19 protein-coding genes are annotated in these 25,009 nt (G+C 47.8%); 2 read left to right on the forward strand and 17 right to left on the reverse strand.

Annotated elements, in window-relative coordinates; translation table 11 throughout:
• Positions 1 to 4: 4 nt before the first annotated feature.
• The 15 genes from rsgA to MHH57_RS15400 all read right to left on the reverse strand — a co-directional run bounded on the left by rsgA (position 5) and on the right by MHH57_RS15400 (position 17,477).
• Positions 5 to 922 carry a ribosome small subunit-dependent GTPase A gene (rsgA, locus tag MHH57_RS15330; protein WP_029517207.1) on the reverse strand — a complete coding sequence of 306 codons (918 nt, stop codon included), beginning with the start codon at positions 920 to 922 and terminating at the stop codon, positions 5 to 7.
• 72 nt (positions 923 to 994) lie between these two features.
• Positions 995 to 3,274 (reverse strand): Stk1 family PASTA domain-containing Ser/Thr kinase, encoded by a 2,280-nt coding sequence (gene pknB / locus MHH57_RS15335; protein ID WP_029517206.1) that lies wholly within the window; start codon positions 3,272 to 3,274, stop codon positions 995 to 997.
• On the reverse strand, positions 3,271 to 4,047 hold the full coding sequence (locus MHH57_RS15340; protein ID WP_029517205.1) for a Stp1/IreP family PP2C-type Ser/Thr phosphatase: 777 nt from the start codon (positions 4,045 to 4,047) through the stop codon (positions 3,271 to 3,273). The genes pknB and MHH57_RS15340 overlap by 4 nt, the downstream gene beginning before the upstream one ends.
• Before the next feature lie 6 nt (positions 4,048 to 4,053).
• Entirely contained in the window at positions 4,054 to 5,094 is a 1,041-nt protein-coding gene (gene rlmN, locus MHH57_RS15345; protein ID WP_029517204.1) for a 23S rRNA (adenine(2503)-C(2))-methyltransferase RlmN, read from the reverse strand.
• Between the two features lie 187 nt (positions 5,095 to 5,281).
• Positions 5,282 to 6,697 carry a 16S rRNA (cytosine(967)-C(5))-methyltransferase RsmB gene (rsmB, locus tag MHH57_RS15350; protein ID WP_165150240.1) on the reverse strand — a complete coding sequence of 472 codons (1,416 nt, stop codon included), beginning with the start codon at positions 6,695 to 6,697 and terminating at the stop codon, positions 5,282 to 5,284.
• Complete coding sequence (gene fmt, locus MHH57_RS15355; protein ID WP_069012749.1) at positions 6,694 to 7,653, reverse strand: methionyl-tRNA formyltransferase; 960 nt, start codon at positions 7,651 to 7,653, stop codon at positions 6,694 to 6,696. Before fmt ends, rsmB begins: the two co-directional genes overlap by 4 nt.
• A gap of 6 nt (positions 7,654 to 7,659) precedes the next feature.
• Positions 7,660 to 8,157 (reverse strand): peptide deformylase, encoded by a 498-nt coding sequence (def, locus tag MHH57_RS15360; protein WP_013310890.1) that lies wholly within the window; start codon positions 8,155 to 8,157, stop codon positions 7,660 to 7,662.
• Positions 8,158 to 8,296: 139 nt separating this feature from the next.
• Positions 8,297 to 10,873, reverse strand: a complete 2,577-nt coding sequence (priA, locus tag MHH57_RS15365; RefSeq protein WP_029517200.1) for a primosomal protein N' — start codon at positions 10,871 to 10,873, stop codon at positions 8,297 to 8,299.
• Positions 10,873 to 12,177, reverse strand: a complete 1,305-nt coding sequence (gene coaBC / locus MHH57_RS15370) for a bifunctional phosphopantothenoylcysteine decarboxylase/phosphopantothenate--cysteine ligase CoaBC (protein ID WP_341070972.1) — start codon at positions 12,175 to 12,177, stop codon at positions 10,873 to 10,875. Before coaBC ends, priA begins: the two co-directional genes overlap by 1 nt.
• A gap of 90 nt (positions 12,178 to 12,267) precedes the next feature.
• The gene (gene rpoZ / locus MHH57_RS15375) at positions 12,268 to 12,471 is read right to left on the reverse strand and encodes a DNA-directed RNA polymerase subunit omega (protein ID WP_013310893.1); all 204 of its coding nucleotides are present in this window, start codon (positions 12,469 to 12,471) and stop codon (positions 12,268 to 12,270) included.
• 122 nt (positions 12,472 to 12,593) lie between these two features.
• The gene (gmk, locus tag MHH57_RS15380) at positions 12,594 to 13,166 is read right to left on the reverse strand and encodes a guanylate kinase (RefSeq protein WP_013310894.1); all 573 of its coding nucleotides are present in this window, start codon (positions 13,164 to 13,166) and stop codon (positions 12,594 to 12,596) included.
• A gap of 14 nt (positions 13,167 to 13,180) precedes the next feature.
• Positions 13,181 to 13,441: a DUF370 domain-containing protein gene (locus MHH57_RS15385; protein ID WP_005548256.1), complete on the reverse strand. Its 261-nt coding sequence runs from the start codon at positions 13,439 to 13,441 to the stop codon at positions 13,181 to 13,183.
• A 56-nt stretch (positions 13,442 to 13,497) separates the two neighbouring features.
• A complete protein-coding gene (locus MHH57_RS15390; RefSeq protein ID WP_029517198.1) occupies positions 13,498 to 14,385 on the reverse strand; it encodes a YicC/YloC family endoribonuclease in 888 nt (295 codons plus the stop codon).
• Positions 14,386 to 14,420: 35 nt separating this feature from the next.
• Positions 14,421 to 16,307, reverse strand: a complete 1,887-nt coding sequence (locus MHH57_RS15395; protein WP_341070973.1) for a bifunctional homocysteine S-methyltransferase/methylenetetrahydrofolate reductase — start codon at positions 16,305 to 16,307, stop codon at positions 14,421 to 14,423.
• Between the two features lie 147 nt (positions 16,308 to 16,454).
• Positions 16,455 to 17,477, reverse strand: a complete 1,023-nt coding sequence (locus MHH57_RS15400) for a hypothetical protein (protein WP_029517196.1) — start codon at positions 17,475 to 17,477, stop codon at positions 16,455 to 16,457.
• A 255-nt stretch (positions 17,478 to 17,732) separates the two neighbouring features.
• Here MHH57_RS15400 and MHH57_RS15405 point away from each other — a divergent pair.
• Positions 17,733 to 19,132 (forward strand): IS1182 family transposase gene (locus tag MHH57_RS15405; RefSeq protein WP_342434278.1). Its coding sequence is split into 2 segments (ribosomal slippage): positions 17,733 to 18,300 and positions 18,300 to 19,132, totalling 1,401 coding nucleotides; the frame shifts between segments, so codons are not numbered across the junction.
• Between the two features lie 126 nt (positions 19,133 to 19,258).
• Here MHH57_RS15405 and dapF read toward each other — a convergent pair.
• Together dapF and MHH57_RS15415 are read right to left on the reverse strand one after the other, a co-directional pair.
• Positions 19,259 to 20,092: a diaminopimelate epimerase gene (dapF, locus tag MHH57_RS15410; protein ID WP_029517632.1), complete on the reverse strand. Its 834-nt coding sequence runs from the start codon at positions 20,090 to 20,092 to the stop codon at positions 19,259 to 19,261.
• A gap of 109 nt (positions 20,093 to 20,201) precedes the next feature.
• Positions 20,202 to 23,000 (reverse strand): calcium-translocating P-type ATPase, SERCA-type, encoded by a 2,799-nt coding sequence (locus MHH57_RS15415; RefSeq protein ID WP_342435179.1) that lies wholly within the window; start codon positions 22,998 to 23,000, stop codon positions 20,202 to 20,204.
• A 229-nt stretch (positions 23,001 to 23,229) separates the two neighbouring features.
• Here MHH57_RS15415 and MHH57_RS15420 point away from each other — a divergent pair, with 229 nt between their 5' ends.
• Positions 23,230 to 24,975 (forward strand): NFACT RNA binding domain-containing protein, encoded by a 1,746-nt coding sequence (locus tag MHH57_RS15420; protein ID WP_342434279.1) that lies wholly within the window; start codon positions 23,230 to 23,232, stop codon positions 24,973 to 24,975.
• Positions 24,976 to 25,009 lie beyond the last annotated feature (34 nt).

Raw genomic sequence — 25,009 nt, forward strand, 5'->3', positions numbered from 1 at the left:
AAACTTAGTACCTCCGTTTTTTTTCTTTTAATTCCTGATAGAACTGCAAATAGCTATCATACCGTCCCTGTGAAATATGTCCTTCTTCCAGGGCCTCTCTTACTTTACAGCCAGGCTCGTGAATATGGGTACACCCCCGAAATTTACATCCTTCCGCATACTGCTGGAATTCACGAAAACAGGGAGATAGTTCATCCACACCCAGCTCCAGAAAATCCAACTGGCTAAACCCCGGCGTATCTGCTACAAACCCTCCGTTGTCTAAAGGAATAAGCTCTACATGACGAGTCGTATGTCTTCCTCGGCCCAGCTTATTGCTTATGGCGCTCGTCTCGAGCGTTAACCCAGGCTCCAAAGCATTAAGCATGGAAGACTTCCCTACACCTGACTGCCCGGAAAACACGCTGATTTGACCAGCCAACAGCTTCTTAAGCTCAACCGTTCCTTCTCCGGTACGGGCACTGGTTACCAGCACTTCATAACCGATCTTCCGGTACATTTCCTGAACGGTCAGCACGGTGTCATCCTCTGAAGGGCTGCCTTCATACAAATCGCGCTTAGTCAGACAGATAATCGTATCCAGCCCGGCGTGCTCAATATGGACTAAAAATTTATCCAGTAAAGGCAGGTTTAAATCCGGCTCACGCAAGGAAAACAGCAGCACAGCAAGCGTGGTATTAGCTACCGGAGGACGAATCAGCTCCGTTGTACGCTTTCTAATCTCCTTGACCATACCTTCCCCGTTCTCAGTCAGTTCGTAAACGACCCGATCACCGACAAGAGGCGTGATCTCTTTTTTCTTAAAAATGCCGCGTGCTCTGCATTGTACCGTAGCTTCGCCAGATACCGGACGCCCATCCTGATCCAGGCTGGAGACATAATAATATCCGCTAAGCGCCTTGACGATCAGACCTTCAGGCATGTGTAAGATGTCCTCCTTCATAATGTTTAAGTTTTATTGCGTATAGCAGGTTGAACATCTCCTATTGCACGTTTACTGATGCTGAACAGCCTCAATCACTTTTTCCTTCTTTTTGTGGGAAGCGTGACCTGGGTTGTTTTTATGGCTAACTGCCAACTCACTGCGCGTAGCCCCCGTGGAATTCGTTCCAGGAACAAAGGCGGAAGGGTCACCATTACCTCCTGTGCCCTCCTGATTGTTCGAGTCGCCTCCACCGTCACCACTATCATTAGAAGATCCCCCGTTATCACCTTCCTCGCCGTTTCCACTTCCATTTTGCGAGGAATTACCATCAGGTGTATCCGTTGGTGAAGTTCCAGCAGGTGGGGCAATTTGAGGCATCGTCACTGTTCCATTTTTCGCATCAATATAAGAAACCGGATACGTATCAATAAAGTCACCATCTCTAAATACTGAGACAACACTGTCTTTGTTCGGAGCCATTAGCAGGTTGATAGTGAACACCTGTGTCGTATTAATTGTACGGCTTCCCCATTCCTGATTTTCTCCACGTGCATCCGTATAAGTAATACGAATTTTGCTGTTTTTACCCTCTTCCTTCGGTGCAACAGGCACATTAAATGGCAGCGTAATCGCTTCTGGCGGGTAACCAGTGCTTACATAAAACGTAATTTCCGTATTTGGTGGCAACTCACTGCCTGCCTCGGACGGCCATTGTTTGGTTACTCTTCCTTTTTCCTGCTCATAGCTAAATTCTTCTTTAATCGAGCCAACCTTCAGCCCTGCCTTTTTGACCTCATTTTCCGCTTGGTTCTGCGTTTTCCCTACGAGACTTGGCATTTTTACAGTGTCAGCGCCCTTGCTGACTGTGAGCACAACTTGGACTGAATCCTTATCAAATGGCTCATTTGCAGCTGGAGTCTGACTAAGGACGGTCCCAACGGCCTGATCACTGAACTGCTCATTTTGCTGAATCTGCGTCTCCTTAATTTGCTGGGCGGTCAGCAGCTTAACAGCATTCTCGTAGCTTTGGCCTTTTACATCCGGCATTGGGGTGAGCGGCTTGGCAATCCCGACTTTCAGACTAATCTTGGTTCCTTCCTTGACTAAAGAATCTGCAGGATAGCTTTGATAAAATACAATTCCAGGCGCGATCCCCTCTTTGTATTCATGCTGGATTGGCTCCTCAATGAGTAAACCCGCTTTACTGAGATTAACCTTCGCTTGGTCTTCTGTTTGTGTCAATACACCTGGTACTTTTACCTCAGGCACGACAAGTACACTTTGCACATAGTACACCACTCCGCCCATGCACAGAAGTAACACCAACACTAGTGTTACCCACAAGATCGCTTTTTTTCTATTTTTCTTGGACGATTGCTTGCTCGGAAGCTGTTCAGACTCACGCGGTTGGGCAGGTACATCTTCCCCGCTAGAAGACATCCCTAATTGTTGAGGCTTAATAGCCGGAATAACCCGTGTTTGATCCTCATCATCCAAATGTGTAAACTCCAGCTTGGATTCATTACGCCGTCCCGGCAGCAAACAGGTTTCCAAATCTTTTAGCATTTCATCTGCCGATTGATAACGCTCTTCTGGATTTTTGCGCATGGATTTTAGAATGACATTTTCCACACTTTGCGGAATCAACGGATTAATTTTACGCGGTTCCTCAAACTCCTCTTGCAAATGCTTGAGCGCTACACTAATTGGACTTTCTCCGAGGAAAGGGAGCTGCGCCGTCAGCATTTGATATAAGACAATACCTAAAGAATATAAGTCCGATTTTTCGCCGGTGACGACACCCTTTGCATGCTCAGGTGAAAAATAATGAACAGAACCTACAACAGAACCCGTCTGGGTAATGGTCGTTGACGTAACAGCTCTAGCAATCCCAAAATCGGTTACCTTAACCCGTCCATTACGTCCAATTAATATATTATGAGGCTTGATGTCTCGGTGAATGATCTGATTTTGGTGAGCATGCTCCAGCGCATCACAAATCTGGGAAGCAATCCGTACTGCTTCATCCACTTGCAATGGCGCACGTTCTTTAATAATCTCATTCAAATTTTTACCTTCGATGCACTCCATTACAATATAATGGATTTCATCCTCTTGGCCGACATCATAAATACTGACCACATTCGAATGCGAAAGCGAAGCCGCAGACTGCGCCTCACGCCGAAACCGGCGAATAAATTCCTCGTCATGAACAAATTGCTGGCGCAACACTTTAACTGCGACATTGCGATTCAGCAAAATGTCTTGAGCCTTGTACACCAGAGCCATACCGCCGCCACCGATACGCTCAATAATTTCGTATCTTCCCCCTAGCAGGTGCCCGATCATGCGTCACACCCCTTTTCATTCAATGAAACCGTGTCATCGGGCAATTCAAACAAAGCTACAGTAATGTTATCGTCTCCTCCGGCAAGCAACGCCAGATGTAGCAGACGATCCGCACGCTCCTCCAAAGGATTCTCTGCGGCACCTACTACTTTACTGATTTGTTCTTCCGTTACCAGATTGCTTAATCCGTCGCTACACAGTAACAGTACATCGCCTTTATCCAGCGTAATGGAGTCAATATCCACTTTCACCTCGGAATCAGTGCCCAGCGCCCGTGTCAGTACATTGCGACGAGGATGGTTCTCCCGTTCTTCCTTACTGATCTGACCGTTTTTGAACAGCTCGTTAACCAAAGTATGGTCTTCTGTAAGCTGACGTACCGCTCCTTTGGATATGACATAGGCGCGACTGTCACCGATATGTCCGATAATTCCGGATGCGTCGTATAGTAAAACCGCAACAACTGTCGTTCCCATATTATGATACTTCTCATCGCGTGCAGCCGTCTGGAAGATGACTTCATTGGCATGCAAAATAGCGTCGCTGAGCGCCGCCGTCAAAGAATGTGCGGATAATCCGCTCTCCAGCGTCGCCAAATCAGCGGCAAGTGTCTCTACCGCAAGGCGGCTGGCCGTATCACCGGCCAAATGCCCCCCCATACCATCGGCAACAATCCCAAGAATATAGCCTTGCTCTAAGTGCCTGATCCAGGCAGAATCCTCATTCACCGAACGTACACGTCCGACATGGCTGACATGAACTGTTTTGATCAAATGGTTTCACCCCAACTCCATATGCTTTGCACGCAACTGACCGCAGGCAGCGGCAATATCGTGACCCTGTTCACGCCGGATCGTCACATTGACGCCTTTTTCGGCAAGAATACGTTGAAAATTAAAAATATCGCTACGCGATGTGCGCACATACTTGCGCTCAGGCACATGGTTGACTGGAATCAAATTAACGTGACACAGCATGTCCTTTAACACATCCGCTAGCTCTTCAGCATGTTCTGCCTGATCGTTTACCCCACCAATCAGGGCATATTCAAACGAAATTCTCCGCCCCGTCTTAGCAAGATAGTAACGTAGAGAATCCATAACATCCTTAAAGGGATAACGCCGATTTACAGGCATTAGCTTCGACCGAAGTGCATCATTAGGCGCATGAATGGATATTGCCAGATTAATCTGGGTATCCTCGTCGGCAAATTTATAAATATTCGGTACAATACCGCTGGTCGACACTGTGATATGACGTTGACCAATGTTCAGACCTTTTTCATGAACCATTGTACGCAAAAACGTCATGGTCGCTTCATAGTTTTCGAAAGGCTCGCCCGAGCCCATAATCACGATGCTGCTCACTCGTTCATTCGTTTTATCCAAAATTTTCTGAGCCTGTACTACCTGTGCAGTAATTTCACCAGCTGTCAGGTTTCGTTTGAGGCCTCCAAGCGTCGAAGCGCAGAAAGTACAACCAATTCGGCAACCCACTTGTGTCGTTACACAAATACTGTTTCCGTAATTGTGTCTCATAATGACCGTTTCAATGGCATGATCATCATGCAAACCGAACAGGAATTTTACTGTACCGTCCTTTGATTCCAACTTTGTAATTTCACTAAGCGTCACAAAACTAAATTGCTCCTCAAGCTTCTCTCTCAGCGCCTTGGGCAAATTCGTCATCTCGCTGAAATCATTGACCCGCTTCACATACAGCCAGTCAAAAATTTGTCCTCCACGAAAAGCAGGCTCGCCATTGTTCTTGGCCCAGTCCTGAAGCTCCTCCAAAGTTAAATCATATATAAAAGGTTTCATCAATGTTTGCACCCGTTCCTTCTTCATTAAGTTCTGTTTGATCGCAGATCGTATTTTTCATTCTTCCTATTTTAGCACAAATCCCTGAGGGGGTAAAAATTTTTCGTTTTCATGCAAAAAACCGCCGGAAATGTTCCGGCGGAATGTGGAAATGCTGGTGGGCAGCTGCATGGAATTCTCTTCCGCGCTATTTCACCCGACGCAGGCGCGCGATATAAAATCCGTCGCTGTGGAAATGCTGCGGTAACAGCTGTACCGAGCCTCCCTGTATACTATCCTTTTCGCGGCTCACGTCCGGGAAGGAATGACCCTCTGCCAATTCATACTCTGGATGTTCGCTTAAAAACCGAGTCAATTGTCCTTCATTTTCGTCCGGCTCAATCGTGCATGTGCTGTAGACCAGAATACCACCTGGCTTCAACAGTCCCGCTACACTATCCAGCAGCTCATGCTGAAGCTGTGTAATGTCGCGAACATCCTGCGCAGTTTTACTCCAACGCAGGTCCGGTTTACGACGAATTACTCCAAAGCCAGAGCATGGCGCATCCAGCAAAATACGGTCAAAAGAAGCTGGGGCATATCGTTCCTTCAGTTCTAGCGCATCACCAGTGACTGTTTCCACGGCATCCAGGCCAAGTCGTTTAGCCTGTTCACGGATTAATTGATGTTTATGGGCATGCAGATCATTTGCAATGATCTGGCCGCGATCCTTCATCAGCTCAGCCATATGAGCTGTTTTGCCGCCTGGAGCGGCACAGCAATCCAGTACCAGCATACCGGGCTCAGGAGCAACTGCTTCGGCAACGAGCATAGAGCTTTCATCCTGTACGGACAGCAAGCCGTCCGTATACCACGAGGTAAGCGCCATATTGCCACCGCTACGAACAACAATGCCATAGGGACTAACTGCCGAAGGAACGGCATCAAGTCCTTTTGAGCGCATCTCGTCCAGCAGCTGATCACGGCTGGTCATTGTCGTATTCACCCGTACGCTGACCGCAGGGGGCATATTATTAGCCTGACAAATAGCCTCAGCAGTATCTGCACCGTATTGCTTAATCCAACGCTTAACCAGCCACTGTGGATGAGAATGTTCTAATGAAATCCGTTCCTCTGGTGACAAATCGTCAGGAATACGCAGCTTGTCCGGCTCACGCAGCATGCTGCGGAGCACGCCGTTGACCATACCGGAAATCCCCTGATGTCCACGACGCTTGGCAATGGTCACCGCTTCACTAACGACTGCATGATCTGGAACTCGATCCAGATACACCACCTGATACACACTCATCCGCAGCAACGAACGTACCCAAGCCTGAAGCTTGGCCGTTCCTTTTTGAACAAATTTATTCAAAAAATAATCTAGTGTATTTCGGCGTGCGACTGTACCGTATACAAGTTCAGTCGCCAAACCAGCGTCACTTGCAGATAAACCTGCCTGCTGAAGTCGACGATTCAATTCAAGATTGCTATACGCACCCTCTTGCTCCACACCGGTCAACACATCAAGTGCAACTTCCCGCGCCGTCTGTTTGCGAGTATTGCCGGATCTGGCACCCACTCCCTTGCCTTGGCCTCCCCGACGGGAGTGACTCCCGCTCATCCGAGCACCGTGCCTGGCTTCATCTGTCCGCCGCGCGCAAAGGTTCCGGCATCCATAACCTTTTTGCCAGCCGGTTGAACCTGAGTCAGCCAAAGAGTTCCTTCGCCTGTCTGCACCTCAATGCCACGAGCGGTCAATTGAAGAACCGTTCCGGGTGCTGGAGCATTTGAGCCACTCACTTCATTATTTATGAAAGGCTGCTCAGCAGCCCATATTTTAAAAACATTTTCCTCCCAAAGCGTAAACGCGCCCGAAAAAGGAACAAGGCCGCGGATCCGGTTGTATATCTGCTGTGCATTGTCACTCCACGAAATACGCTCATCGTCGCGGTTCAGATTCGGAGCATAGGTCGCCTCGTCCTCGTTTTGCGGCGTACGGTCTGATTGCCCAGCCAGCAATTTAGGCAGCTCGCCCTGCAAAAGCTTTGCTCCAGCTACGCTTAGCTTCTCAAAAATCGTACCGGAGGTATCCTCCGGTCCTATAGCAACCTCAACTCGCGATATCATATCGCCAGTATCCAGTCCTTCCGCCATATACATCAGCGTCACACCCGTCACGGTCTCACCGTTAATAATCGCACGCTGGATCGGTGCACCTCCCCGATAACGGGGAAGTAACGAACCATGCACATTCAGGCAGCCGAAACGAGGCAGGTCTAGTACGGATTTTGGCAAAATTTGCCCATAGGCTGCGGTTACGATCAGATCAGGACGCAGCTCCGCCACCTGAGCCACCGCTTCTGGCTGGCGCAGGCGGGTCGGTTGCAGTACAGGTAATCCGCGTTTTTCTGCCGCTTCCTTAACTGGTGTAGGCGTCAATATTTTTTTCCGTCCCTGTGGCTTATCGGGCTGTGTAATCACACCGACCACGTTATAACCATTATCCAATAACATGTTCAACGATGGCACTGCAAACTCAGGCGTACCCATAAAGATAATACGAATGTCTTGACTCATCGAACCTCACTCTCCTATCTGACGGTTCGGTCCTGGCTGTTCCAGCGCAACCTCATATACTTTTTCTGCAATATCCGTGAACAAAATTCCATTTAAATGGTCGATTTCATGCTGAAAAGCACGAGAAAGCAATCCTGTCGCTGTAACGGTAATGGCCTTACCCTCGCGGTCCAGTCCCTTGACTGTAACTTTCTCGGCACGACGCACATCCCCGTTCAACCCTGGTATACTCAGGCAGCCTTCTGGACCCAATTCCTCCCCTTCTTCGGCCACGATTTCTGGGTTGATCATTTTAATCAAACCATGTTCATCTCCAGCATCTACAACGATGAGACGCTTCAAAATACCTACTTGCGGAGCAGCAAGACCTACACCCTCCGCTTCATACATCGTATCTGCCATATCGTCGAGCAGCTTTTGCACGTTAGGTGTAATTTTAGTAACTTCCTTTGCTACTTTGTGCAATACATCATCCGGCTCCAACACTATAATTCTAATTGACATGACAACAGAACACCTTCCTCTTTATCCTTTTTCCTTCGTTTAGGCTTAACTGTATTCATCACAAACGCGACTGCTACATTATCCTATGTACGGACGACTTGTCCGCATTAATTGTGCTAATAACTTTTGTGGCAACGCTCTACATAAGCATTTGTGGATCAACATCCAGACTAATCAGCAACTTTTGCGCCTGTGCGGATTCGGCCATTTCATCAGCTACTTGCTGAGCCAAACTAATCGCGTCGATATTTCCACGCCATTTTATCATACATTGAAATCGGTATCTATTCTTGATTCTCGAAATGGGAGAAGCTACTGGCCCCAAAATGTCGAGTACATCCGATGTAAGACGATCCATATTCCCGAACCAGCCTCGTTGTCTGGCCCGTCCCTGTAGTGTTGCTGAATAATTCTCTGCCAGCCGGACCAGCACCGGGAGTTGTTCATGAGAAAAGGTTACCAAAATAAGACGGCAATATGGTGGATAGTGCAAATTGCGGCGGTGTTTCAATTCTTCCCTCACAAAAGAAGCATAATCATGGCGACTTGCGTGAATCACCGAATAATGCTCTGGAGTATAGGATTGTACGAATACTTCCCCTGGCAATTGATGTCTCCCAGCACGTCCAGCTACTTGTGTTAACAGCTGAAATGTCTTTTCCGCAGCCCGAAAATCCGGTAAATTGAGAGCTGAATCCGCAGTAATGACACCAACCAGTGTCACATCGGGAAAGTCCAGGCCTTTGGCAACCATTTGAGTACCGAGCAGCACGTCCGCTTTTTTATCACGAAATTGCTTGAGGAGCTTTTCGTGGGCATTTTTTTCTGTCGTTGTATCAACATCCATTCGAACAACACGTATACCGGGGAATAGCTTCGCCAGCTCTTCTTCCACTCGCTGGGTACCTGTACCGAAATAGCGAATATGCTCACTACCGCATTCAGGGCAAGTCTGAGGCACAGGCTCGGAATAACCACAGTAATGACAACGTAAATTGTTCGACCGCTGATGATACGTAAGCGAAATATCACAATGCGGACAGCCCGCCACATAGCCACAGCTACGGCACATGACGAATGTGGAGTGTCCACGCCGATTCAACAGGAGCACCGTCTGCTCCTTACGCTCTAACCGCTCTGCAATCCCATTATGCAACGCACGGCTAAACATAGAGCGGTTGCCAGCACGCAGTTCCTCACGCATATCCATGATATGTACTTCGGGTAACGTGTTCCCCAATGCGCGAGTTGGCATTTCAAGTAGCAACGGCGCAAACTCGTCGTTGCTTTGTGAGCGAGCCGCATAGTAGCTTTCCAGCGACGGTGTAGCCGAGCCGAGAATAACGACAGCCCCATGCTGATGGGCTCTGCGAATGGCGACATCACGCGCATGGTATTTAGGTGTCTCTTCCTGCTTATAGGACGTTTCGTGCTCCTCATCCATAATAATAAGACCTAACTCACGAAAAGGCGCAAATACTGCCGAGCGAGCACCAATCGCCACTTTCACACGGCCTTCGCGTATTTTGCGCCACTCATCGTACCGTTCTCCTCCAGACAACCTACTGTGCATCACTGCTACCTGATCGCCAAACCGACCTTTAAAACGCTCAACCATTTGTGGGGTTAACGATATTTCAGGTACCAGCACAATGGCCTGCCGATTCTGCTCGATACAACGTTGAATCGTCTGTAGATAAATTTCCGTCTTACCGCTCCCCGTGACTCCATGCAACAAATAAGCTCCTTGCTCACGCGTGTCCAGCTGGCGAATAATCCGTTCATACACCGACTGCTGCTCTGCTGTGAGAGGGAGTGGCTCTGTAGGCTTGAAGTGTCTGCCCCGGTACGGGTCGCGGAACACTTCGACATCCTCCAGCAACACATAGCCCTTATCTTCCAGCGCCTTAACCGTTGCAGCAGACACACTCAATGAGGTCATGACTTCCTTGAGCGACAGAGGCAAAAACTCGCTACGTTCCAGCAAAAAAGCAAGTACCTCCCGCTGACGCTGTGCTTTGGCAGAAAATTGCTCCAGTACCGTTGATGCCTCGTCTATGCCGATAGCCAGATCAACGGATTTCATGGTCTTTTTGCCAAGCTTGTCTTTAATAACTTGACTTTCCTGAAGCACACCCCGGCGTAACAGTGATTTAATAACCTCCGCTTCCTCAGGGAAACGTCGACTGAGTTGCTGCAACGGGACTTGCTCCTTCTCCTGAATGAAGCTGACAATCCGACGCTCTGTCGGATCACTCATACCATCGTCGGTCAGAAGTGCCCATTCGAGCTCATCGCCCTGATTCGGTTGTATACTACGCTGTGGATGCGTTAACTCATGCTGTTCCGCAATTGAGATATAACGTTCTGCTTTGCCTTTGAGCGCGGTAGGAATCATCACTTGCAATGCCATAATTTGATTACAAGCATAACGTTCACTCATCCACTTGCCCAGTTCGACTAGGTCGGCAGATAAAGGTGGCACCAAATCCAGCAACTCCTGAATCGCTCTCATCCTGTATTTCGGTGGTTCCTCAGCTGGGACTACCGAGATGACGAAAGCCTGCACCGTCCGTTTGCCAAATGGCACAGCTACCCGACTACCCGGCTCAATCCAAGGTCTCATTGAATCCGGTATCAGATAATCGAAGGTGCGGTCCGTATCCTTGGCAGGTACATCGACAATGACCTTGGCAACTAAATTGCCCGTCTCCATTAATGCAGCACCCCACCCATGCGTCCCGCGGCTATAGTAAGCAACTTACGCGCAACTTCTTCCTTTGACTGTACAGGAATACGCTCAACGATCCCGCTTCGGTCATAAATTTGAACAGCATTCGTATCGACGCCAAAACCAGCACCATTCACAGTTACATCGTTTGCCGCGATCAAATCACAATTTTTACGTTCTAATTTATCTTTCGCATACGTCTCCAAATGTTCAGTTTCAGCTGCAAAGCCAATTAAAAATTGATGTTTCTTACTCCGTCCGAGTGATTCTAGAATATCGACGTTCTTCACTAACTCTAGCGTAAATACACTATCTTTTTTCTTGATCTTGGTCTGTGCTATCTCACGTGGTCGATAATCTGCAACTGCAGCAGCCATAACGACCATATCGCTCGTTTCCCATTGTTTTAATACAGCTGCGTACATGTCTTCAGCCGACTGGACTCTTTCAAGCATAATACCAGCAGGCGGTTCCGCACTGGTATTGGCAGCAATCAAGTGCACCTCTGCCCCCATCTTTTGAGCCACTTTTGCAATGGCGAAGCCCATTTTTCCAGATGAATCATTTGTGATATAACGCACTGGATCAATTCGCTCGATCGTGCCTCCAGCCGTTACAATGACTTTTTTACCTAAAAACACCGATTCATTCTCATTCACAGGTGACTCAGGCACTTGAGCCTCCACAGATTCGCCACCAAACCATCGGGATTCAGACTTAATGTTGTTTTTTTGTTCCTGGGCTTGCTGATCAAAAAAGTGCTCTATCGTTTGCACAATTGTGTCCGGCTCTTCCAAACGTCCTTTGCCAACGTAACCGCAAGCCAGTAATCCTTCACCAGGCTCAATCATCTTCACACCACGTGATACAAGCGTCTCCATATTTTGCATGACTGCCGGATGAGTGTACATATGTACATTCATCGCAGGTGCCACCATAATAGGCGCTGTTGTAGCCAACAACGTTGTAGACAACATATCATCAGCAAGGCCATGCGCCATTTTTCCAATAATATTCGCAGTTGCAGGTGCAACAAGCACCAAATCAGCCGCATCTGCCAGATGAATATGGGATACGACGGACGGCTCTCTTTCATCAAACGTATCACTGTACACCGGATTACGAGAGAGCGACTGCAGTGTAAGCTCGGTAATAAACTCCTTAGCAGAGGCTGTCATAATCACATGAACATCGGCGCCCTTTTGTGTCAACCTACTACATAACGCAGCCCCTTTGTAAGCAGCAATTCCACCGGTTATACCAAGAATAATAACTTTCCCCTTCAACATCGTTAACTCCCCCTGACCTAAAAAAATAACAACCTTGCGGTTGTCAAAGGAATTGGCATTGCGCCCGGTTATAATAGTTGTGTATAATTCTTACTCGTCTTCGCCGCTTTCAAGACGCAGATGATCCGCGTAAATCTCTTCCAACGCCACTCCAACCTGTTTGTGGGATTTAGGATTCTTGAGAGTCGTCTTTTCACCCTCGCGCAACTGTCTGGCACGACGTGAAGCCGCTACAACCAACGAATACTTACTATCTGCCTTTTTCATCATTTCATCAATGGAAGGATACAGCACGAATAGACACCTCTTCATGTAGTTTTGGGACTGTATAAGCTGAACTCCAGTGTACACCTTCAAGCTCAGCTTATACAGTATTATTTCTCTTTAGGTACGCTTGGCATATGTAAAGCCCTCGTTTAAGGATGAACCTTACAATGTTCGGCGATAATAATGGATTCTATTCGTTTACAAGCGAAATCAATCTCATCATTGACAACCGCATAATCATAGTGACGCAACAGATTCATTTCATCCACAGCTACCGACATACGGTGGTCTATGGTCGCTTGAGTTTCTGTGCCCCGTCCCCTGATTCTATCCTTTAATTCATCTAGCGAAGGCGGAAGCAGAAAAATGAATATGCCTTCTGGAAATTTTTCTTTAACCTTTAGCGCTCCCTGAACTTCAATCTCCAGAAAAATATCTTTTCCCTGCGCAAGCGTCTGATCTACAAAATCACGTGGAGTACCATAATAGTTCCCTACATACTCAGCATACTCCAGCATTTCATCTCGTTCAATCATACCCAAAAATTCTTCACGCGTTTTAAAAAAATAGGTCACTCCATCCTGTTCACCCGAACGAGGTGTTCGAGTTGTAGCAGAAACGGAGTACGTTATCTCTGGTAGCTTGTCACGCAATGCGTTGCCTACCGTCCCTTTACCGACACCCGAAGGTCCGGATATTACAAATAATAATCCCTTAGCCATAGTACACTCCATTTTTATTCGTCATTGTCATCATCTTTAGTGGATAGGCGATGAGCGACCGTCTCCGGCTGCACCGCAGACAGGATTACATGATCACTGTCTGTAATAATAACAGCCCGCGTCCGGCGGCCATAGGTAGCATCAATTAGCATATGACGGTCCCTGGCTTCCTGTATAATCCGCTTGATCGGAGCAGACTCCGGACTGACGATGGAGATAATTCGGTTGGCCGACACGATATTGCCGAAACCAATATTGATCAATTTGATTGCCATATTCAGGTCTTTCCCCCTATACATGTGACTCTTGCAGCCGTGCCGCTACCAGGTAGCTACTCAATATTTGCAGCCTGCTCACGAATTTTCTCGAGCTCTGCTTTCATCTCAACGACCAAATTAACCAAGTTGAGATGATTAGCCTTGGAGCCGATCGTGTTGACTTCTCTATTCATTTCCTGGATTAAAAAATCTAATTTGCGACCGGCCGGCTCGTCCGATAGCAGCAACCCCTTGCACTGCCCAAAGTGACTTTGAAGCCGGGTAAGTTCCTCATCAATATTGCTGCGATCCGCGAATAACGCAATCTCCATTCCGAACTTATGTTCATCAAGCGTAAATGAACCGTCCTGAAGCTCTTTAAGCCTGTGTTTCAGCCTGTTACGGTAGTCGCTCACAACATGAGGAGCCAGCACCGTCATTTCATGATGCAGGGATTCCAGACGTAAAATACGGGATTTCACATCTTGCGCCAAATGCCCGCCTTCTCGCCTTCTCATCTCCAGTAAACCTTGCAAAGCTTCATTCAAAGCTCGCTGTAGTTGCTCTTCCCAGTCCTCTTCGTCTCCATGGAAAGCCTCTCCAGGCTCACCCAGAACGTCAGGCAAAGCAAGAATATCGCTTATCCCTAACGTTCCTTTCACTCCATAACGATCCGCCAGCTGCTCCGCTGCATGCAGGTAAGCCTGCACCACAGTGTCATTTAACCGCGCGGCGGGCATCTGTTCTTCATCACGTTCCCTGTGGATAAAGACATCGATACGACCGCGTTTAATCTGCTGTTGAACCGTTCTTCTCAAGCCATCTTCGTAACGAGTCCATTCGCGCGGAATTCTCATCATCACTTCGCAATAGCGGTGATTTACCGATTTCAATTCCAAGCGCACTTTATAGCCCTCATAATGAAGGATAGCTTGACCGTATCCGGTCATACTCAATGACATCGGCATCACATCCATTATACTATTGTAATTGATTATTATAGTCGAAACAAGGGGGCCTGTGCGCGGCCTGATTTTTGCCATACGTAAGAAGTCAGTTCAGCTGTCATTTCATAGAACATAAATGGAGTCATAAAATAGATACCATTAAAATGTTCCATTGCCGTATTGAGTAGCTCCTTGGCAATAGACACACCCATTGTTCGTCCTTCCGGACCCTCAAGACCAGACATACGTGCACGCACCTCATCGGATAACTGAATGCCTGGTACTTCATTGTGCAAGTATTCTGCATTGCGCCCACTAGCCAGCGGCATAATACCGATAAAAATCGGTACTTCCAAATGTCGTGTCGCTTCCGCGATGGCTGCAATCAACTCGTGGTCGTATACGGGCTGAGTCATAACATAGTCGGCTCCGGAGGCAATTTTCTTCTCCAACCGCTGTACGGCTTTACCCAAATGCTTGACGTTAGGATTAAATGCGGCACCTACCACAAAATTAGCTTTCTGCTTCAGTGGCTTACCGGAAAATGCGACACCATCATTTAATTGCTTGATCATGCGTATGATTTCAAAAGAGGTCATATCATACACCGAACTGGCGCCTGGCAAATCACCGAACCGCGCCGGATCTCCAGTAACCGCCAGTACATGGTCAATACCGAGCGCGTCAAAACCCATCATGTGGGATTGAGTACCAATCAGATTGCGATCACGACATGCTATATGAATTAATGGACGCAAGCCTGTTTCAATACTGACCAAATGTCCAAGCGCCATGTTGCTCATGCGAGTGACTGCAAGCGAGTTGTCAGCCAGTGTAAGCGCGTCGGCCCCGGCTTTCTTCAACGCATGAGCACCTTGCATAAACCTCGTAATGTCCAGATCGCGCGGAGGATCCAGTTCTACAATGACCGTATGTCGTTCCTTTACAAGATCCACGATGTTGGGCTCACTGGTATGTCTGCCATTTCCTCGTTCCCTTTCATCTGCAATCTGCTCCGCCACTTGAAAGGACTCTTTCGACAAAGCTTCTTTTGAAGCAAGAGGAGGCGGTTGCAAACGGTTCAAGGCTTTGGATATAGCAGCAATATGATCCGGTGTAGTTCCGCAGCAACCACCGAGCAGCCTCGTTCCCAGGTCTACAAAGGTTTTGGCACATTCTCCAAAATATTCAGGTGATGCACCGTATACATAGTGACCGTCCACATAATCTGCTAGTCCCGCATTCGGATATACGGACAACGGTACAGACAAAGGGCCGTCCAGCTGCTCCATTACACTCATAATTCCCTGCGGACCCGAGTGACAGTTAAATCCAAGGATGTCTGCCCCCTCATTACGCAGCACCGAAAAAGCTTCCGCCACTAAAAAACCATCCTGAGTACGACCAACCTGATCGACCGCAAACTGACAAATCACCGGAATATCACTATATTTACGTACACTGTGAAGCGCTATGCGTATTTCATCCAGTGAATAAAACGTTTCGCACAAAATACCGTCGACTCCTTCGGAGAGAAGGGCATCAATTTGCTGTTCATAGTTTCTTGCCAGCTCCAGCTTTGATATGTTAAGCCGTTTGCCCCCACATATGGAACCCACTGCACCTACCACATAATGTTCAGGTCCGGCCGCATTTCTGGCAATTCTCACACCAGCACGATTGATCTCTTCTACCTTAGATTCCAGTCCAAACCGGGCTAACTTATAATCATTTGCAGAAAATGTATTAGTCTCCAGCAATCGAGCTCCTGCACTTAAATATTGACCATGCACGTCTGATATAACATCAGGCGAAGTGATGTTCAGTTCTTCGAAAGACGTATTTACTGGAAATCCTAGCTGATATAAAAAAGTCCCCATTGCGCCGTCTCCGACAATAATTTCACGATTCAGCACAGTACGCAAATCCGGTTTCATGTCCTCTGCTCCACCCCGCTCTTTATTTTCATACTAATGTAACATAAAGAGACTTCAAACATAAGCCAAAAACTAAAAAAGCCGCCCCACTCCCCGACAATATGATATCAGGAGTAGAGCGGCTTGATTCATCTTTTCTATTTCCTACTACATTTTCCCAACGGAAGAATGGAGAGAGTAAGCGTAAAAAGTCCCTTTTTTATTTACTTTAGCCACAATAGAATCCGTTCCCTTTTGCTGCTTGTAGAACGTATATTGATTCCCTTGAACTTTCACTTTATAGCCGGTCAAATTGATATTAAACAACATCTGAGCCTTGGGCTTGACTAGCTTCAAAGCTTCTGAGGCAGTATATTTCGGGCTTGCAAATGTTTTTTTGAAATCTGCGTCATCATTCCAATCCACCCCATAGGTGGATACGGCCAGCACTTTACCGGTTACCGCGCTAATTTTGACCTCACTGGCCTCGTTTGCATCCTCAAACGACCAATATGAAAGCCCCTTCGTTTCGTCCTTGTACCGTGAAGCGTGCTGCACCTTAATTGGCTGTCCACTCACACGCTTAAATGTGTTCATTGCACGGTTCAGTATCAGAGGGTCCACCCGCTTCAGCGCATAGTCCGCGTTGATGGTAATAGCGTTACCTCGATCCACATCCACATACAACGAGGAAGCCTGTTCACCTGCGCCCCAAAATACCCAGTAATTTGATGGCTTGTTGGACTGATAAGGGGATTTGACCCGCCAAAATGCTTCAAATTGCAAAGGACGCTTGCTGTCAAACGCTTTGGCGCTGTTTAGCACTTTCGTCTTGAGTGGCGCGTTCATCGCTTTTCCCAAGCTGCTTATTTTATATCGTATGGTTGTAGAATCTACTCTATTTTTTTCTTTATTATATTCTGTCTGTAACGTAGCAGTTCCATCTTCCAGTCCGCCCTCTACAATCCAAGTTTTCCCCATATCCGTCACATCGTCAAATTGAAATGCTGTCTTCGAGCCGATGAGTTCTTGCACCGCTTTTTCTAAACGGCTTACCACTGTCGGAGTTAGCGACCCAACCTGCTTATCCGTCGTTTCCGCGGCGGCCGGAATGGTCGCCGCCTGAACCGGAAGCGCGGTGGCTACAAATATGAGGACTGCAACTGCTGAAATCCAACGAAATTTCCGCACTATGAACGGCCTCCTTATTGTTTTTCATTTTCTATATTATACATCGTTCAGGCGCCAAAAAAAGACAGAATGTTGCTTTGTTCATCATATTCCTTGTATACAGGGGCATCTAAGTCCAAAAAAAGAAGACCTACTAAGGTCTTCTCAGATTGTCGAGAAAGTCTCGACAGCCTATTTTATGTTAATTTTGTTTAAGACGACACCGCGTTAATGTTGTATAATATAGGTAACTATTGTAGAACGGATGGTGTTGATATGCTACGCTCCAACCGCGAAAAACAACAATCCTACGAATTTGTTTCCATCGAAGATCTGGTTCCTCAAGATCACTTGCTCCGCAAAGTAGATAAGTATATCGATTTTTCGTTTATCGATGATAAAGTTCGACCACTGTATTGTGCAGACAACGGGCGTCCTGCCATTGATCCTACCGTATTGTTTAAAATGATCTTTCTCGGTTATTTCTATGGCATTCGCTCAGAACGGCAACTCGAGCGAGAAATTCAGACGAACCTAGCTTATCGTTGGTTTCTGGGGTTGGGCTTAACGGATAAAGTTCCGGACCATACGACGATGAGCTGGAATCGTCGCACTCGCTTTAAAGACACCACGATCTTTCAAGATATCTTCGATGAAATTGTGCTGCAGGCGATCTCTCACCGAATGGTGGGTGGGCGTGTTCTCGTCACCGATTCCACACACGTCAAAGCCAATGCTAACAGGCACCAGTACACCAAAGAACAAGTGTTGCAGAATACTAAAGACTATATGGACGAGCTGAACGAAGCGGTGAAGGATGACCGGAGAAACCACGGAAAAAAGCCTTAAAATCCCGAGAGGAAGTGAACGAAGAAAAAGAAATTAAAGTGAGCAAAACAGACCCGGACAGCGGCTATATGATCCGTGATGGCAAGCCCGAAGGCTTCTTCTATCTGGACCACCGCACGGTGGATATGAAGTACAATCTGATTACGGACGTGCATGTGACACCGGGGAATGTACATGATTCTGTCCCCTATTTGTCCCGTTTGGATCGCCAAAGAGAACGTTTTGGTTTTCAAGTAGAAGCTGTTGCACTAGATTCAGGTTATTTAACAACGCCGATTTGCCGAGGTTTGCAGAACCGAAAGATTTTTGCCGTGATTGCTCACCGAAGATTCCATCCCAGACAAGGACTGTTTCCGAAATGGAAGTTTGAATACGATGCCAAACGCAATGCGTATAGATGCCCAGCCCAACAGGAACTGCCCTACCGAACGACGGACCGTAAGGGATACCGGCAGTATGCCTCTGACCCAGCTCAGTGCCAGCATTGCCCACTGCTAAGTCAGTGTACCCAGTCTCGAAACCACCGCAAAGTGGTGACTCGGCATGTCTGGGAAGACAGCAAAGAGTGGGTACGGAGCAACCGGCTGAGCCCATCTGGTAAAAAGCTGTACCGCAAACGAAAAGAGACGATTGAGCGAAGCTTCGCGGATGCCAAAGAGCTCCATGGGTTTCGCTATTGCCGTTTGCGCGGTCTTCCAAACGTCAGGGAACAAGCCCTTATGACGGCAGCCGTGCAGAACATGAAGAAGATGGCGATCCACCTAGCTCGCCTGGAGAAACAGGGGTACCCCCCCTGCTTCTCCAGAGACCAGAGCATTATGATGTAAAAAAGAAACCCACGTCTCAAAATGACGGGGTTTCTCGACAATCTGAGAAGACCTACTAAGGTCTTCTTTTCACTCACTTCTATACGATTCATAAGTAGTTGCACGTTATCTTTATAGTCACATGATTCAGAACAGACGACCTTCGTACACGATCTCAGCCGGACCCGTCATATATATGTGATTATCTTCCTCGCTCCATTCGATATCCAGATCGCCGCCCTTCAGGCTTACAATGGCGTGGCGGTCGCTATATCCGTTTAGTACAGAAGCAACAAGCGTAGCACAGGCTCCGGTTCCACAAGCTAGCGTCGGCCCGGCTCCTCTCTCCCATACTCTCATATCTATATGCTTACGGCTACGTACCGTGGCGAACTCAACATTTGTTTTTTTAGGGAATAACGGATGGCATTCCAGCTTTGGCCCCCAGGCTTCCAGATCAAAGCTTGGCGCATCCTCCACATAAATGACACAGTGCGGATTCCCCATAGATACAGCCGTAAAGCGAAAACCACTTCCTCCAGCTTCAATGGGCTCATTAATTACGCTAGTCAGATCCAGAGTAGTCGGAATCTTCAAACCCTCAAGAATTGGCTCTCCCATATCTACCTTCACCATACGAACAAGTCCATTCTCTACAGTTAGTTCGACCTGCTGTACACCTGCACCCAGCGTCTCAATCGTGATCTGTTCACGGTTGATATGCTTACGGTCATATACGTATTTGGCAGCACAACGGATAGCATTACCGCATTGTTCGGCCTCTGAGCCGTCCGAGTTAATAATGCGCATGCAGAAATCCGCTTTTTCTGATGGCAATATATATACCAACCCATCGGCGCCAACACCAAAATGTCGATCACATAGCCGAACAGCTAATTCCGAGGCGTCAGACGGCAACTCCTGATGCCCAAACCAAACGATAAAATCATTACCTAGACCGTTCATTTTTGTGAATTCCATAGCTTACCTCCGCCGTTGCTGCTGATGTCATGTTCCTCATGAAGCTTTGATCCCATGATATCATACAGGGCAATAGTGGGAAAGCGATGCGATATGCATAACCCGATTTCTAGGATGAAAACTTCGTACGTCCCGCTGAAAAGTGTGTATTTCCGCCGCGACGACGGTTGCGTCGACCGCCCCACACACTTCCCGCTCCCATCAGAAACGTCGGAATCCCAGCTGCGACAATGGATAGCGCCCACTCACGCAAACCGAGCGGTACCGTTTTGAAAATAGGTTGCAGCATAGGCACGTACATAACCACTAGCATTAGTACTATTGAAGACAGCACGGCAAGCACAAGATAACTATTTTGAAACGGATTACGATGGAAAATAGAACGGGAACTGCGGCAATCAAACACATGAATTAACTGCGCCAGAACTAGCGTAGCAAAGGCAACGGACTGTGCTTTGATCAGTTGTCCTGCGTCATCCGGTGCAATACGTAATGTCAGCCAGAAGGCCGCTAGCGTACATAAACCAATCAACAAGCCACGACTAATGATTTTCCAGCCCAGTCGACGAGCAAAAATATTTTCCTTTGCGCCACGAGGTTTGTGCTCCATGAGATCCTTTTCTGGTTGGTCCACCCCCAGAGCCATCGCTGGTAGGCCATCTGTCACCAGATTCACCCATAAAATCTGGATCGGTAACAAAGGTAATGGCAGCCCGGCCATCATGGCAAAAAACATCGTCAAAATTTCACCCACATTGGAGGCGAGTAGATAACGGATAAATTTACGGATATTCTCGTAAATATTCCGTCCTTCCTCAATTGCGGCTACAATCGTAGAGAAATTATCATCACTCAGAACAAGCGCAGCCGCTTCTTTGGTCACGTCCGTTCCTGTAATACCCATTGCAATGCCGATGTCCGACGCCTTTATCGCTGGAGCGTCATTGACGCCATCTCCAGTCATGGCTACGACATGTCCGCGCCTTTGCAGTGACTTGACGATCCGTAGCTTGTGCTCCGGCGAAACCCGTGCATATACAGAGACGGTATCAACGGCTTTGTCCAGCGACGCATCATCCATCGCAGACAATTCCTGTCCTGTTAACACGTGGGATCCGCGCTGAAAAATGCCCAGCTGCTGTGCAATGGCCTCTGCAGTTGTACCGTGATCTCCGGTAATCATCACAGTGCGAATGCCAGCACGACGACACTTGCCAATGGCTTCGCGAACCTCGCGACGTGGCGGATCAATCATGCCTGTCAGCCCGATAAAGATCAGTTGTGCTTCAGCCTCCTCAACCGTGGAGACACGCTCATGCGAGCGGATATCACGGTAAGCGACACCAAGTACACGTAGCGCCTCCGAGGCCATTCCTTCGTTAGCTGCCAGTACCTTTTGGCGCAGCGTACCCGTTAACGGAACGACATTTCCTTCCCATAAAATGTAGGAGCACTGGCCCAGCAATACATCCGGTGCACCTTTGGCAAAGACAATGTGTCCTCCCTGGTGGCGTACGAGTACCGACATTCGCTTCCGATCCGAGTCAAAAGGAAATTCTCGCTCCCTTGTGTATAGCTCATATAGCCCTTGTCGCGTGACTCCGCCCTTGGCAGCTAACGTGACCAGCGCTCCTTCCGTCGGATCACCCTTTAGCTCCCAAACGGAGGACGGCGTCGGCTCTTTGGTTTTCTTTTTCGAACGTAGCTCCTCTGTATCGGCTTGAACAATTTCCGCATTGTTGCAAAGCACACTGGCTTGCAGCAGTCTACGCAGAGATTGTCCGTTTTTAAGATCGGCAGGAAGGTCTCTATCCATAATATGCCCGTGAGGGTCATAGCCCTCTCCCGTAACTCCCCAGTAGCGGCCGTCCAGCCATAGCTTGGTAACCGTCATTTTATTTTGGGTCAGGGTACCCGTTTTGTCGGAACAAATGACAGATGCACAGCCGAGCGTTTCAACAGAAGGCAGCTTACGCACAATCGCCTTTCGTTTAATCATACGCTGCACACCCAATGCGAGCGCAATCGTCACAATAGCTGGCAACCCTTCCGGTATAGCCGCCACAGCCAAGCTCACTCCGGCCAAGAACATGCTCATGGCTGGCTGTCCATGTAAAATGCCTGCTACGACAACGAGCACCGTTAGCGCCAACGCTACGATAATCAAAATTTTGCCCAATTGCTCCAATCTGTGCTGCAACGGTGTCTCCTGCGACTCCGTATTTTCTATCAAGTCTGCGATCTTACCCATTTCGGTACTCATACCTGTACGTATAACTATTCCTTGTGCGGTTCCTCTAGTCATCATCGTGCCCATAAAACCGATGTTTTTTTGATCCCCAAGTGGTACCTCGGCGGCATGAATAGGGCGGCAATGCTTACTCACCGGAACCGATTCACCTGTCAGGGCGGACTCCTCTACATCACAGCCGTTCGTACTCAACCACCTTACATCTGCGGGAATGCGATCACCACTTTCCAGCAGCACAATATCACCCGGTACCAGTTCTCTGGCTTGAACTTGAATTCGTTTTCCGCCCCGCAACACTTTGGCCGTCGGAGCCGATAGTTGTCTCAAAGCTCGCAATGAACGCTCAGCTCTGAATTCCTGTACAAAGCCAAGAATTCCATTCAGTACAACAATAGCAATAATGGTAATCGCGTCCAAATACTCGCCAAGCAGGCCGGATATCAGGGTCGCTCCCATCAATACAAGCATCATAAAATCCTTGAACTGGTTGAGCAGCAGCAAGATTGCCGAAACTCGCTTCCCCTCGCTCAGCTCATTCCATCCTGACCTTTCTCTTCGTTCCGCAAGCTGTTCCTCCGAAAGACCCTGCTTCGGGTCGACTTCCAGACTTGTTGAAAGCTGTTCATTGCTTAATTGGTGCCAGTGTGCTTGTTCCATTCTCCCCAATTCCCTCCCGGTCAGATAGTCCGCTTCCGTCGGTTGTGCGTAGGATGGCTGCCCGTTATTATATTTTTGTGCCGCGATTGCTGATAAGCTGGACAGACTTTCTAGATTCAATCTATTCGGACAGGATCTGAAATATCACAAAGCCGCTTAAGTTTTGTCCCAAAGTTATGTATCATAGTAGGAAGGCGAAAATACATTTGCTTCAAAGGAGAACATAATTATGGCATTGGACGGAATCGTAACCCGCGCTATCGTACACGAACTGCAAGGCATCCGAGGCGGGCGCATTAATAAAATACATCAGCCAAACGATCGCGATATCGTGCTGAATCTGCGGGCACAAGGCGGAAGCGTAAAGCTGCTGCTGTCAGCTAATCCGACCTTCCCGCGTGTACATTTTACAGAACAAAGCTTTCTTAATCCGACAGAAGCCCCTATGTTTTGTATGCTTCTTCGCAAGCATTGCGAAGGAGGCGTTATTGAGAAAATCACGCAGGTGGGCATGGAGCGTATTATTCACATGGATGTACGTCAACGTGATGAACTGGGAGATGTTTCACTCAAACGAATTATCATTGAACTGATGGGCAGACACAGCAACATTATTTTGCTTGACCCGGAAACAGGCGTGATGCTAGATGGCATTCATCATGTTACACCGTCTATTAGCAGCTATCGGGTCATTATGCCCGGCTTTCAATACACGGAGCCTCCTGAACAAAACAAGCTAAATCCACTAGAAACAGAAGAGGCAGCTTTCATATCCTCGTATCAAACAGCACTCGAGGCCGGAGAAGCTCCCAAACGCTGGATCGTGAACACTTTTACTGGACTCAGTCCCCTCATTGCTGAAGAGATACTAACTCGAGTAACTAATGAAGTATCTGGTGATAGTGATCATTCACTATGGAGTACATTCAGTCACATCATGGATGACGTGCGGAACCATCGTTTTCAGCCGGTATCTGGACTAAACGCACAAGATAAAGTGATATTCTCAGCCATTCCACTGACGTTGATCCAAGGAGAACGTAAGGAGTACGCTACGATCAGTGAGTGTATGGAAGACTTCTTCGGTGAAAAAGCAGAAAGGGATACGGTTAAGCAAAAGGTCAGTGACCTACTGCGGTTTCTGCAAAATGAGCGGAGTAAAAACGTAAAAAAACTCGACTATCTCCAACAGGATTTGGCCGAGGCGGAAGATGCCGATCAATTTCGCATTTATGGAGAGTTGCTGTTCGCTTCGCTGCATGAGGTGAAAAAAGGGGACAAAGAAGTGACGATCATCAACTTTTATGATGAGGAACAGCGTCCAATGTCCATCCCACTGGACCCACTACTCAACCCGTCGGATAATGCGCAACGGTATTTTAAAAAATACAACAAATATAAAAACAGCCTAGCTGTCATTGACGAACAACTGGAGAAAACGCACGAAGAAATCCGTTATATGGACAGTCTTCTTCAGCAGCTAGCCCATGCCTCTATGAATGACATTGAGGAAATACGTGAAGAACTGGTTCAGCAGGGCTATCTCAGAGATCGGGTCAAAAAAGGAAAGAAAAAGAAGAAAAACGACCGTCCAACCCTGCACGTCTATACATCATCCGAAGGTATCGAGTTACTGGTTGGCAAAAACAACTTGCAAAATGAATATGTAACAAATCGACTGGCCGGACCAAATGACACCTGGCTGCACACAAAGGATATTCCGGGGTCACACGTCGTTATACGTGCTGAGCAATTCGGAGATGCGACGCTGGAGGAAGCAGCTCAACTCGCTGCTTATTTTAGTCAGGCCAAGCAGTCCAGCAGTGTACCTGTGGACGCCACCCTGATTCGACATGTACGTAAGCCTAGCGGAGCCAAACCTGGCTTTGTCATCTACGACCATCAGCGTACGCTTTTCATTACACCCGATGAGGAACTAGTCAAAAAGCTGCCGAATCGCATCAAAAACGGTTAAATCTTACTAGCCTGTTGAACCCACAAAAAAAGCC

The organism is Paenibacillus sp. FSL H7-0442, assembly GCF_038593105.1.
Classification (GTDB): Bacteria; Bacillota; Bacilli; order Paenibacillales; family Paenibacillaceae; genus Paenibacillus; species Paenibacillus polymyxa_D.